The 11,864-nt window shown below is 71.0% G+C and carries 11 protein-coding genes and 1 pseudogene; 5 read left to right on the top strand and 7 right to left on the bottom strand.

The window, feature by feature from the left end:
* Nucleotides 1–208: 208 nt before the first annotated feature.
* Nucleotides 209–496, top strand: a pseudogene (locus tag GPY60_RS02710) (type II toxin-antitoxin system PemK/MazF family toxin); the annotation flags it as partial.
* 100 nt (nt 497–596) lie between these two features.
* Here the strand turns inward: GPY60_RS02710 and GPY60_RS02705 are convergent.
* Nucleotides 597–1,025, bottom strand: coding sequence for a CBS domain-containing protein (locus tag GPY60_RS02705; protein ID WP_156686017.1), 429 nt, complete (start codon nt 1,023–1,025; stop codon nt 597–599).
* Nucleotides 1,026–1,136: 111 nt separating this feature from the next.
* Between GPY60_RS02705 and GPY60_RS02700 the strand changes: the two genes are divergently transcribed.
* Entirely contained in the window at nt 1,137–1,973 is an 837-nt protein-coding gene (locus GPY60_RS02700; protein ID WP_156686016.1) for a ribonuclease Z, read from the top strand.
* Here GPY60_RS02700 and GPY60_RS02695 read toward each other — a convergent pair.
* Genes GPY60_RS02695 through GPY60_RS02685 form a run of 3 tightly spaced genes read right to left on the bottom strand, consistent with a single transcriptional unit; the run spans nt 1,970 to nt 5,486 of the window.
* Complete coding sequence (locus GPY60_RS02695; RefSeq protein ID WP_156686015.1) at nt 1,970–2,815, bottom strand: transglutaminase family protein; 846 nt, start codon at nt 2,813–2,815, stop codon at nt 1,970–1,972. The genes GPY60_RS02700 and GPY60_RS02695 overlap by 4 nt on opposite strands.
* Complete coding sequence (locus tag GPY60_RS02690) at nt 2,815–3,792, bottom strand: alpha-E domain-containing protein (RefSeq protein WP_156686014.1); 978 nt, start codon at nt 3,790–3,792, stop codon at nt 2,815–2,817. The genes GPY60_RS02695 and GPY60_RS02690 overlap by 1 nt, the downstream gene beginning before the upstream one ends.
* The gene (locus GPY60_RS02685) at nt 3,792–5,486 is read right to left on the bottom strand and encodes a circularly permuted type 2 ATP-grasp protein (protein WP_370462638.1); all 1,695 of its coding nucleotides are present in this window, start codon (nt 5,484–5,486) and stop codon (nt 3,792–3,794) included. The genes GPY60_RS02690 and GPY60_RS02685 overlap by 1 nt, the downstream gene beginning before the upstream one ends.
* Nucleotides 5,487–5,672: 186 nt before the next feature.
* On the opposite strand from GPY60_RS02685, the gene rpsT reads away from it, so the two are divergent.
* Nucleotides 5,673–5,933 carry a 30S ribosomal protein S20 gene (rpsT, locus tag GPY60_RS02680; protein WP_156686012.1) on the top strand — a complete coding sequence of 87 codons (261 nt, stop codon included), beginning with the start codon at nt 5,673–5,675 and terminating at the stop codon, nt 5,931–5,933.
* A 12-nt stretch (nt 5,934–5,945) separates the two neighbouring features.
* Here the strand turns inward: rpsT and holA are convergent, their stop codons facing one another.
* Genes holA through GPY60_RS02665 form a run of 3 tightly spaced genes read right to left on the bottom strand, consistent with a single transcriptional unit; the run spans nt 5,946 to nt 9,331 of the window.
* Nucleotides 5,946–6,902, bottom strand: a complete 957-nt coding sequence (gene holA / locus GPY60_RS02675; protein WP_156686037.1) for a DNA polymerase III subunit delta — start codon at nt 6,900–6,902, stop codon at nt 5,946–5,948.
* A 30-nt stretch (nt 6,903–6,932) separates the two neighbouring features.
* On the bottom strand, nt 6,933–8,477 hold the full coding sequence (locus GPY60_RS02670) for a ComEC/Rec2 family competence protein (protein ID WP_231639237.1): 1,545 nt from the start codon (nt 8,475–8,477) through the stop codon (nt 6,933–6,935).
* Between the two features lie 5 nt (nt 8,478–8,482).
* Nucleotides 8,483–9,331: a ComEA family DNA-binding protein gene (locus GPY60_RS02665; protein WP_156686011.1), complete on the bottom strand. Its 849-nt coding sequence runs from the start codon at nt 9,329–9,331 to the stop codon at nt 8,483–8,485.
* A 197-nt stretch (nt 9,332–9,528) separates the two neighbouring features.
* Here GPY60_RS02665 and GPY60_RS02660 point away from each other — a divergent pair, with 197 nt between their 5' ends.
* Together GPY60_RS02660 and GPY60_RS02655 are read left to right on the top strand one after the other, a co-directional pair.
* On the top strand, nt 9,529–10,686 hold the full coding sequence (locus tag GPY60_RS02660; protein WP_156686010.1) for an acyl-CoA dehydrogenase family protein: 1,158 nt from the start codon (nt 9,529–9,531) through the stop codon (nt 10,684–10,686).
* 7 nt (nt 10,687–10,693) lie between these two features.
* Nucleotides 10,694–11,806 carry an acyl-CoA dehydrogenase family protein gene (locus tag GPY60_RS02655; RefSeq protein ID WP_156686009.1) on the top strand — a complete coding sequence of 371 codons (1,113 nt, stop codon included), beginning with the start codon at nt 10,694–10,696 and terminating at the stop codon, nt 11,804–11,806.
* Nucleotides 11,807–11,864 lie beyond the last annotated feature (58 nt).

Genomic DNA, 11,864 nt, shown 5'->3' with positions numbered 1-11,864 from the left:
GCACAGGCGGAGGTCGAGCAGGCGGCTGCGGGCGCAGCCACCGGCGCGCCCCGGCCGGGCCGTGAGGCCGGGGGGTGGGTCCGCGTAGAGGACGCACGGCCGCCCGATCTCCCCGGGGTCGGCGCGGCCGTGGCGGTCGGGGGCGGAGAGCAGTGGGCGCGCGGGCGGCGCCGAGCCCGGGGGGGGCGGGGGGACGTGGGGGGTGGACGAGGATGGCCCCACCCGGGGCAAGGACCGGCCCGTGCTCGTCGTGGGCCGCGACCGCAGCGTCCTGCTCGGGCTCATGCTGTCCAGCCAGGAGCGCCACGCCGGCGACCGGAACTGGGTCGGCATCGGCTCGGGCGCCTGGGATTACGACGGCAGGGAAAGCTGGGTGCGGCTGGACCGCGTGCTCGACGTCCCCGAGGAGGGCATCCGGCGCGAGGGCGCGATCCTCGAGCGGGAGGTCTTCGACGTGGTGGCCGCCCGGCTACGCGCCGAATACTCCTGGCGCTGACGGTTAGCTCGTCCAACGTGTAACCATTGCGAAAATTCGGCCAAATCTTCGCGCTGATTACACGCTCGGCGAAGCTTCGTCGGCTCAGCCCTGCGCCGGCTCAGCCCTGCGTGATGTAGGAGTGCAGCTGCTGCTGCTCGGCCTCGAGCTCCTCCATGCGGGTCTTCACCACGTCGCCGATGCTCACGATGCCGATCAGCTTGGTCCCGTCGAGCACCGGCACGTGCCGGACCCGGTTGTTGGTCATCAGCGCGCTGAGCGAGTCGACGGTGTCCGACCGGGTGCAGGTGGCGACCGTGGCGGTCATGATGTCGGAGACCGGCCGGGTCAGGACGTCGGGTCCGTGAGTGTGGAGCTGGCGCACCACGTCTCGTTCCGAGACGATGCCGACGACCTCGTCCCCGCCGACCACCACCATGGCGCCGATGTTTCGCTCGGCCAGGCCCGCGAGCAGCTCCCGGACGGGTGCGTCCGGGGAGATCGTCGCCACCGCCCCGCCCTTGTTCCGCAAGACGTCCGCGATCCGCATCTCTAGCCTCCCGCCGGTTGTGATCCGCTTCACAACAGGCTACGGCTATCTTGCGCGGCGCAAAAGCATGGATCGGGCGAAAGTAAGCGCCCCGCTTGGAAGGATGAGCCCATGATCGAGATCACCTTGCTCGGAACCGGAAGCCCGATCCCCGACCCGAACCGCGCCGGGCCGTCGACCCTGATCCGGGCCGGTGGGCAGGTGTTCCTGGTCGACTGCGGGCGCGGCGTGCTGCAGCGCGCGGCGGCCGTCGGCGTGGGCGCCGCCGGACTGTCGGCGCTGCTGCTGACCCACCTGCACAGCGACCACATCGCCGAACTCGGCGACCTGCTGATCACCCGGTGGATCAGCACCTTCGTGCCCGATCCCGCGCCGTTCCCGATCATCGGCCCGCCGGGCACCGCTGAGACCGTGGAGGCGACGTTGAAGGCGTTCGGCCACGACATCGGCTATCGGATCGCCCACCACGCCGACCTGAACGACCCCCCGGCGGTCGACGTGCAGGAGTACACCGAGGGCCCGGTCTGGGACCGCGACGGCGTCACCATCCGCGTCGGCCCCACCGATCACCGGCCGGTGGCGCCGACCATCGGGTTCCGCGTCGACGACGGGTCGGCGTCGGTGGTGGTGGCCGGGGACACCGTGCCCTGCGCCGGGCTCGACGAGCTGGCGCGCGGCGCCGACGCGCTGGTGCACACGGTGATCCGCAAGGACATCGTCGGCAACATCCCGCAGCAGCGGCTGCAGGACATCTGCGACTACCACTCGTCGGTGGAAGAAGCGGCCGCGACCGCGGCCCGGGCCGGCGTGGGCACCCTCGTCATGACGCACTACGTGCCCGCGTTGGTTCCCGGCCAGGAGGAACAGTGGCGGGCGCGGGCGGCCGGCGAGTTCGGCGGTCGCATCGAGCTCGGCGACGACCTGCTTCGGGTGGAGGTAGGCGGTTAGGCCAGCCGGGTGACCTCCACGACGACGTCGAGGTCCGTCGCGCCCTGACCGGAGTAGATCCCCTTCAGCGGGGAGACGTCGGTGTAGTCGCGGCCGGCGCCCACGGTGACGTACTGCTCAGTGATCACGGTGTCGTTGGTGGGGTCGTACTCCCACCACCCGCCCGTCCAGGCCTCGATCCAGGCGTGACTGCGGCCGTCGACGGTGTCGCCGACGACGGCGTCGGGTTTCGGGTGCAGGTAACCGGACACGTAGCGGGCCGGGATTCCCATGCCGCGCAACAACATCAGCGACAGATGCACGAAGTCCTGGCACACGCCCTTGCCCTCGTTGAGCGCGTCCAGGCCCGAGGAGTGCACGCTGGTGGTGCCCGGAAGGTAGTCCAGTTCCCCGCGCACCCAGTCGGCCGCCGCGACGACGGCCTCGGCGGGCTTGTGGCTCTTGGCGATTCGCTTGCCGACGGACGCGACCCGCTTGCTGGCCGGAGTGTGGTCGGTGGGCCGCAGCAGTTCGTCGAACCGATCGATGACGGCCTCCGATTCGAGGTCGCTCCAAGTCGCGGCGGAGACGTCGGCGGCCGGCTCCGGCCGCTCTGTCTCGACGACCGACGACGACGTGACGGTGAGGTCGGTGTGGGGCGCGTGCAGGTCGAACGCGGTGACGGCAGTGCCCCAGTAGTCGATGTAGCGGTAGGAGCGGGTCGCGGGAATGGTCTCCACGCGGTTGAGGATGACGTTCTGGCGAGTGTTCGACCGCGGGGTCAGGCGGGCCTCGTTGTAGGAGGCGGTCACCGGCGATTGGTAGGCGTACCCGGTGGTGTGCACGATCCGCAGCCGCCACATCAGCCGTCCCCCTTCCGCGTGACGAGCTGGCCGCGCTGACCGGCGTCCGACCACGCCACCCAGGGCGTGACGTGAAAGTACTGCAGCGACACCGCCCCTGACACCTCGCTGCAGGTGCGCTGCAGGTCCGCCAGGCGGGTTTCCAGCGACTCCAGCAGGACGCCGGGCTCCACGAACTCCAGCTCGCTGCGGGCCCGGCCGAGCAACCGCTGCGCCTCGGCGGTCGCGCCGATCCGGCTCTGCGGGGTGCGCAGCAGTTCGTCGAGGCTGTGCTCGGCCAGCCGCAGCGAGTAGAACACCGACCGGGGGAACAGCCGGTCCAGCAGCATGAACTCGACCACGCGGCCGGCGTCCAGTACGCCGCGGTAGGTCCGCAGGTAGGTGTCGTGCGCGCCCGCCGACCGCAGCAGCGTCACCCACGCCGGCGACGACGCGCTGTCCCCCACCCGCGAGAGCAACAACCGGACCGTCATGTCGACCCGCTCGATCGCGCGGCCCAGCACCATGAAGCGGTAGCCGTCGTCGCGGGAGAGCGTCGAATCGGCGAGGCCGGCGAACATCGCCGCCCGGCCCTCGATGTACGACAGGAACTCATGGGGCCCAAGGCGTTTTGCGGCGCGCCAGCGGTCGGGCAGGGCGTTGTACGTGGTGTTGAGGCACTCCCAGATCTCGCTGGACGTGACCTCCCGCGCCGACTTGGCGTTCTCGCGCGCCGCCGTGATCGCGTCGACGATCGAACAGCCGCCCGCCGTGTTGGTGCCGAAGGCCACCAGGTCGGTGAGCGACCACACGTCCAGGTCGTGGTCCGGGGGCTCGATCCCGAGCACCCGCAACAGCAGCCGGGACGCCTGGTCGGGGTCCACGCTGGAGTCCTCGAGCAGTTGGTGCAGCGCCACGTCGAGGATGCGCGCGGTGTCGTCGGCGCGTTCGACGTAACGGCCGATCCAGTAGAGCGCCTCGGCGTTGCGGGCCAACATCAGCGGACCGTCCCTTGTTGCTGCTGCTGGGTCTGCTCGTGCTGCGGCGGGTCGGACGGCTGCGGCTGCTGCTGGACAGGCCGCGCCGCGCCGTCGAGCGCCGGGTCGGGCGCTGAACCGGCCCTCGAGCCGGGCAGCGCCCGCACCACCTCGGCGGCGCCCAGCTCGCGGTCACCGCCCGTCGCGCGCGGCGCCAGCACCCAGGTGTCCTTGGAGCCGCCGCCCTGGCTGGAGTTGACCACCCGCGAACCCTCGACGAGCGCCGTCCGAGTCAGGCCGCCGGGCAGCACCCAGACCTCGTTGCCGTCGTTGACCGCGAACGGCCGCAGGTCGACGTAGCGGGGTGCCAGCGAACTGCCGACCTGCGTCGGCACGGTGGACAGCTCCATCATCGGCTGCGCGATCCAGCTGCGCGGGTCGTCGCGGATCTTCTTGGCGACGGCGGCGAGCTCCTTCTCGGACGCGTCCGGACCGAACACGATGCCGTAGCCGCCCGACCCCTCGACCGGCTTGAGGACCAGCTCGTCGATGCGGTCGAGCACCTCTTCGCGTTCGTCCTCGAGCCAGCACCGGTAGGTCTCCACGTTGGCCAGCAGCGGTTTCTCGGCGAGGTAGTACTCGATCATGGTCGGCACGTAGGTGTAGACGAGCTTGTCGTCGCCGACCCCGTTGCCGATCGCGCTGGAGATCACGACGTTGCCGGCGCGGGCGGCGTTGACCAGGCCGGCCACCCCCAGCACCGAATCGGCGCGGAACTGCAGCGGGTCCAGGAAGGCGTCGTCGATGCGCCGATAGATGACGTCGACCTGCCGCTCGCCGTCCGTGGTGCGCATGTAGACCTGGTTGTCGCGGCAGAACAGGTCGCGGCCCTCGACGAGCTCCACGCCCATCTGGCGCGCCAGCAGGGAATGCTCGAAGTAGGCCGAGTTGTAGACCCCGGGGGTGAGCACCACCACGGTCGGGTCGGCCTCGTTGGTGGCCGCGGAGTTGCGCAGCGCCCGCAGCAGGTGCGACGAGTAGTCGTCGACCGCGCGGACGCGGTGGGTGGCGAACAGATTCGGGAAGACCCGCGCCATGGTGCGCCGGTTCTCCATGACGTACGACACGCCCGAGGGCGAGCGCAGGTTGTCCTCCAGGACGCGGAAGTTGCCCTTCTCGTCGCGGATCAGGTCGATGCCGGCGACGTGGATGCGCACACCGTTGGGGGGCACGATGCCGACCGCCTGGCGGTGGAAGTGTTCGCACGACGTGACCAGCCGCCGCGGGATGACGCCGTCGGCCAGGATCTCCTGGTCGCCGTAGATGTCGTCGAGGTACATCTCGAGCGCCTTGACGCGCTGGATGATCCCCCGCTCTAGCCGGCTCCACTCGGCGCCCGAGATGACGCGCGGCACCAGGTCCAGCGGAAAGGGCCGCTCCTGCCCGGACAGCGAGAACGTGATGCCCTGGTCGATGAACGCGCGGGCAAGCGCCTCGGCGCGGGCCTTCAGGTCCGAGGCGTCCGACGGCGCCAGCTCGGCGTAGATGCCCTTGTACGGGCCGCGGACGTTGCCCTGTCCGTCGAACATCTCGTCGAACGCCTTGAGGTAGACGGCCGCTCGGTCGCCCGTGGCGTTGTAACCGCCGAAGATTCGCTCGGAACGTGCGGCGTGCGGCCCCCGCCTGGTCTCCTGGAGCTGGTTGGTAAGGGTCACGAGACAGATGCTGCCTCAAATTGACGTTCGGGCAGGCCGCGGGTCGGCCTTTTGTGAGAAAACGTAACCGACTGATAACCTGGGCAGTCGCCGCAAGGCACATGGCTTGTCTGGGTGGCTTTGCCTGGATGCCGGACCCGTCCGAGCCGCCCGAACACACAATCGATTCGTAGAAGGAATACCAGCGTGGCCAACATCAAGTCGCAGCAGAAGCGCAATCGCACGAATGAGCGCGCTCGCCTGCGCAACAAGTCGGTGAAGTCGTCGCTGCGCACGGCCGTCCGCGCCTTCCGCGAGGCCGCGCACGCCGGCGAGAAGGAGAAGGCCGCCGAGTTGCTGGCGGCGACCAACCGCAAGCTCGACAAGGCCGCGAGCAAGGGCGTGATCCACAAGAATCAGGCGGCCAACAAGAAGTCCGCCCTGGCCCGCGCCCTCAACAAGATCTGATCCACCGGCGTTTCACCGGCCCCGGTTGGCGGCCAGCTCGGCGACCCGCCGGACCGCCGATTCCATGGCGTAGTCCGCGTCCGCCACGGCGCCCTTGACGTTCGCGTTCAGCGTCGCGACCACCTTCATCGCGGTCGCCACCGACTCGCGCGACCAGCGCCGCGCCTGCTTCTGAGCCTTCTGCACCCGCCAGGGCGGCATCCCGAGCTGCGCCGCCAGCCGGTAGGGATCCCCCGAAAGCGGCCCCACCCGGCCGATGCTGTGCACCGCTTCGGCCAGGGCATCGGCGAGCACCACCAGCGGCTCGCCCCGCATCATCGCCCACCGCAGCGCCTCGGCCGCGCCCTCGACGTCGCCGGCCACGGCCTTGTCCGCAATGTCGAAGCCCTTCACCTCGGCCTTTCCGCTGTGGTATCGCCGCACCGCGGCCGCATCCACGGCGCCACCCGTGTCGGCGACCAGTTGCGAACAGGCCGACGCCAGCTCACGCACGTCGGAGCCGACGGCGTCGAGCAGGGCGGTCACGGTTTCCTCGTCGACCTTGGCCCGCAGCCCGCGAAACTCCTTGCGTACGAAGTCAATTCGTTCGCTGAGCTTGGTGATCTTGGCGCAGGGGTGCACCTCGGCGCCCAGCTTCTGCAGATCGGCCGCCAGCGCCTTGGCCCGGCCACCGCCCGAGTGCACCACCACCAGCACGGTGCCCGGGGTGAGGTCGGCGGCGGCCGAGGCGATCATCGCGGCCGCCTCTTTGCCCGCCTCGCCCGCGGCCTCGAGAACGACGACGCGTTCGTCGGCGAACAGCGACGGGCTCAGCAACTCGGCGAGCTCGTAGGTGCTGACATCACCGGCCCGCATCCGGTTGACCGGTATGTCCGCATGCGGCTGACCGGCCCGCTGACGCGCCGAGCGGAGCACCTCGGCGACCGCGCGCTCGACCAGGAGTTCCTCGTCTCCCAACACCAGATGCAACGACGGGTCCCCGCTCACCCCACGATGGTGTCACGGCCGTCCGACGAGCCCCGACGCCGACCACGCGAGCAGGCACAACACCGCCGAGCCGGAGACGACGCGGAACCAGCGCCGGCGCCACAGGAGCACGACGAGAATCGCGGCCGCACCGACCAGGACCACCCCCGGCGCACCGGACGGCACGGACACGGCCGCCCCGGGCACCGCGGCGGCCGACCGCGCGACGTGCAACACCCACCACAGTTCCGGACCGGTGAAGCGGATCAGCAACCGCGCGCCCGAGGGCCACAGCGGGCACAGGGCGGCCGCGGCGCTGCCCAGCACGGTGATCGGCGCGATCACCGGTGCGACGGCGAGGTTCGCGCCGACGGCGACGAGGCTGAGCCGCCCCGAGATGCCCGCCACCAAGGGAGCGGTCACCACGTGCGCGGCCCAGGCGATCGCGACGGCATCCGCCAGCGGCTTGGGCCAGCCGCGGGCCACGAGGCGGCGCGACCACACCGGCGCGAGGACGACCAGGGCCGCCGTCGCCAGCACGGACAGCGCGAAGCCCACGTCGACCGCGAGGTGCGGCGCGAAGGTCAGCAACACCAGCACCGTCCCGCACAGCGCCGGGATCGCCTGGCGCCGACGGGATGACAGGATGCCGGCCAGCGCTATGGCACCCATGACGGCCGCGCGCAGCACGCTGGCCGTCGGCTGTACGACGACGACGAACGCGGCCAGGGCCGCCGCGGCGAGCACCACGGCCGCCCTGGGTCCGATCAGCCGCGCCGAGAACAGCACCGCCCCGCACACGATCGTCACGTTGGCCCCCGACACGGCCGTCAGGTGCGTCATGCCCGCGGCGCGGAAGTCGCGACCTGTTGCGGCGGTGACGGCGGTGGTGTCGCCGAGCACCAGCGCGGGCAGCATCGCGGCCTGATCGGCGGGCAGCGTCTCGTGCGCGGCGGCGGCGAACCGGCCGCGAACGGCGTGGGCGGTCCGTTGCACCGCACCGGCCGGGCCGGCGGTCGGCCGGCCCGAGGCGTTGAGCACCGCGACCGTCAGGTCGTGGCGTGTCGGCCTGCCGATGCGCGCCGTGAACCGCACCGGCCGGCCCACCACCAGGTCACCGAAGTCCGGCGCCCGCGCGAACACCACCACCCGCCCCGACATCCGGTCGTCGCGCAGCTGCCGCAGGTCGGCGCGGAACATCAGCCGGCCGCGCCCCAGCGACACCGGGCTCTCGGTCGGGCTGACCGTCACCGGCGCCGCCGAACCGAACGACGCGGCGATCGGGTGGCGTGCCACCGCGTCGGCGCGCAGGGCGACCGCGAACCCGAATCCCGCGCCCACCACGCCGACCGCGACCAGGGCGGCGCCGATGCCGCGGGCGAGGCCGCCGGGCCGGCGCGGCGCCCGGCAGGCCAGCGCGCCCCCGCCGGCCGCCAGGGCCACGCAGCCCAGCGCCAGCACCCGGCCGATCGGCCAGCGGATGCCGGCGGCGGTCACCGCCCAGCAGGTGAGCGCCGCGGGCACCAGGCGCACATCGGCGTGCGCCGGACCCGATTCGGCCAGGCCCGCGGCGTGCATCCCGGTCAGACGCGGACCAGGGGGCGCAGCTTGTCCAGCCGCGCGGGGCCGATGCCGTCGACGTCGCCGAGCTGATCGACGCTGGTGAACCTGCCGTTGGCCTGCCGCCACGCCACGATCGCGGCGGCGGTGACGGGACCGACCCCGGGCAGGGCATCGAGCTGTTCGACCGTCGCGGTGTTCAGGTCGAGGGCCCCGCCCGCCCTCGACGGTGCCGGGCTCGACCCGGGCCCGGGCGCCGGTGTCCTCGATGCCGGCGCCGTGCCCGGGGCGACGGAGCTGCCGAGCGCGGTCGGCCGGCCCGGCCCAGGAGCGAGGCCGACGACGATCTGCTCGCCGTCGCCCAGCGGGCGTGCCATGTTCAGCCCGATGGTGTCGGCACCGTCCACCGGGCCGCCGGCGGCCTGCAACGCGTCGGCGATGCGCGCGCCGGGCGCCAAGGTGACCAGCCCCGGCGTGTGCACCAGGCCGACGACGCTGACCACCACGGGCCGGTCGGGTGCGCCCTGCGGTCCGGGGGCGGCGCTTCCCGACGGTCGGGGACTCGCCGCCGACGACCTCTCGACCGGCGGCAGCTTGGCCGAGCTCACCGGCGCCGGCCGGTCGCGCAGCACGGTGAACACGGTGAGGAGGACGGCGAGAGCGGCCACGATCGCCAGTGCGGTCGCACCGGCCCGGCCGGGGTCGGCACGCACCCTGGCCACCCAGCCGCGGCGATCCGCGGCATCGGGCAGCCAGCGCGGCAACAGCGAATTCTGGTCCTCGTCCGGCGCATCCCCTTCAGATGGCGCCTCGGACTCCGGATCTGCGCCGAGCCGTCGGTGCAGCCGTTCGGCGGGAAGTTCTGTTCGCATGCGCCGACCGTAGGTGCGGGGTCCGCCACACCGGGGCCGTCCGACGCCGTCACGGTCGCCGCCTGTGCATTAACCCGAGGCTGTGCACAAGTACCCCGCGCGATGGGTCAAGATGGAAGTCGGGGCCGCATGACCTCCGACCGGACGCCCGTCCGACCCGGGTCATCACCTTCACCCCCAGACGACAGGAGGCAGCGATGAAGCTGGCGCTCGACCCGGAGGAAGCCGCGTTCCGCGATGAGCTCCGGACGTTCTACACCACCAAGATCCCGGAGGAACTTCGCCAGGCGGTGCGCGAGGGCGCGCCGATCACCAAAGACCTGATCGTCACCAGCCACAAGATCCTTCACGAGCACGGCCTCGCGGTGCCCAACTGGCCCGTGGAGTGGGGCGGCCAGGACTGGACGCCGGTGCAGCACCAGCTGTGGGCCGACGAGATGCAGTTGGCGTGCGTGCCCGAGCCGCTGAACTTCAACACCAAGATGGTGGGCCCGGTGATCGCCGAGTTCGGCTCGCAGGAGATCAAGGAGCGCTTCCTTCCCCCGACGGCCAACATCGACATCTGGTGGTGCCAAGGATTTTCCGAGCCGGAGGCCGGGTCCGACCTGGCTTCGCTGCGCACCACCGCCGTGCGTGACGGCGAGAGCTACGTCGTCAACGGGCAGAAGACGTGGACGACGCTCGGCCAGTACGCCGATTGGATCTTCTGCCTGGTGCGCACCGATCCGCAGGCGCCCAAGCGCCAGGCCGGCATCTCCTTCCTGCTGATCGACCTCGACACGCCGGGCATCACGATGCGGCCGATCAAGCTGATCGACGGCGGCGTCGAGGTCAATGAGGTCTTCTTCGAAGACGTTCGCGTCCCCGCCGATCAGCTTGTGGGCGAAGAGAATCAGGGCTGGACGTATGCCAAGTTCCTGCTCGGCAACGAGCGCACCGGCATCGCCGGGGTGGGCCGCACGAAGGTGCGCCTGGCCGAGGTGAAGCGCCACGCCGCCGAAACCGGGGCGCTCGACGACCCGCTGTTCGCGGCGCGGCTGGCCGAGGCCGAAAACGGCGTGCTGGCACTGGAACTCACGCAGTCGCGGGTGACGTCGAGCTCGTCGGGCGGCAAGCCGAACCCCGCGTCGTCGGTGCTGAAGTTGCGCGGTAGCCAGTTGCAGCAGCTCGCCACCGAGCTCCTCGTGGAGGTGGCCGGCCCCGACGCGCTGCCGGTGGACGCCGGCGACATCGCAACACCGCAGTGGGCGCAGCACAGCGCCCCGCATTACCTCAACTACCGCAAGACGTCGATCTACGGCGGCAGCAACGAGGTGCAACGCAACATCATCGCGTCGACGATTCTGGGATTGTGAGGCAGCCATGGACTTTCAGCTGAGCGAGGAACAGGCCCTCCTGCGCGACACCACCCGCGACCTGCTCTCCCGCAGCTACGACGCGGAGAGCCGCAACAAGATCATCGACAGCGAGTTGGGCTGGAACCGCGACGTGTGGTCGCAGCTCGCCGACACCGGAATCCTGGGCCTCGGTTTCGAACCTGAGGAGGCCGGCCAGATCGAGATCATGGTCGTGATGACCGAAGTCGGTCGCCGACTCGCGCCCGAGCCCATCCTGCACGCGGCGCTGGCGCCCGGCGCGTTGATCGCCGAACTGGGCACCGAAGACCAGGTGCAGGTGCTGGACGAGGTCGCCGCCGGCCAACGGCTCCTCGCGTTCGCCCATCTCGAGCCGGGGGTCCGCAGGCTGGACGCCGACATCACGACAAGGGCTGTGCGCCAGGGTGATTCGTGGGTGGTGAGCGGGCACAAGAATCCCGTGCTCGCCGGTGACAGCGCCCAGACCCTGGTGGTCACTGCCGCGCTGGAGGATGGCGGCACCGGTGTGTTCCTGGTCGACGCGTCGGACGCGGCGGTCACGCGTCACCCCTACCGGACCTTCGACGGACAGCGCGGCGCGCAGATCGACTTCGAGCAGGCGCCCGCCGAGCCGCTTGGCGAGGTGGCCGACGCGTCGGCGGCGATCCGCAAGGCCGTCATCATGATTCAGTCGGCCCTGTGCGCGGAGGCGCTCGGGGCGATGGAAGAGGCGCTGCGGCTGACCACGGATTACCTCAAGACGCGCAAGCAGTTCGGCGTAACGCTCAACAAGTTCCAGGCGCTCACGCAGCGCGCCGCCGACATGTACGTCTCACTGGAGCTGGCCCGCAGCATGAGCTTCTACGCCGCGATGTCGATCGCCGACGGCAACATCGACCCGGTGATCGCGTCCCGGGCGAAGGTGCAGATCGGCCGGTCCGGCAGGCATATCGGGCAGGAAGCCATTCAGCTGCATGGCGGCATCGGGATGACGGCGGAGTACCCGGTCGGCCATTACACGGCCCGGCTGACGGCGATCGAGCACACGTTCGGCTCGACCCAGGACCACCTGCGTTTCCTCGGTGAGCACGTCGGCGACCACGACCTGGCCAGGCTGTAGACGGTAAGCCGAGCTGTCAAAGGAACTGGTCGAGTTCCTCTTTGCTCGGCACCCGCAC

Origin of the sequence: Mycobacterium sp. Marseille-P9652 (assembly GCF_902652685.1) — a bacterium.
Classification (GTDB): Bacteria; Actinomycetota; Actinomycetes; order Mycobacteriales; family Mycobacteriaceae; genus Mycobacterium.
This window is presented reverse-complemented; position numbering and strand designations above follow the sequence as displayed.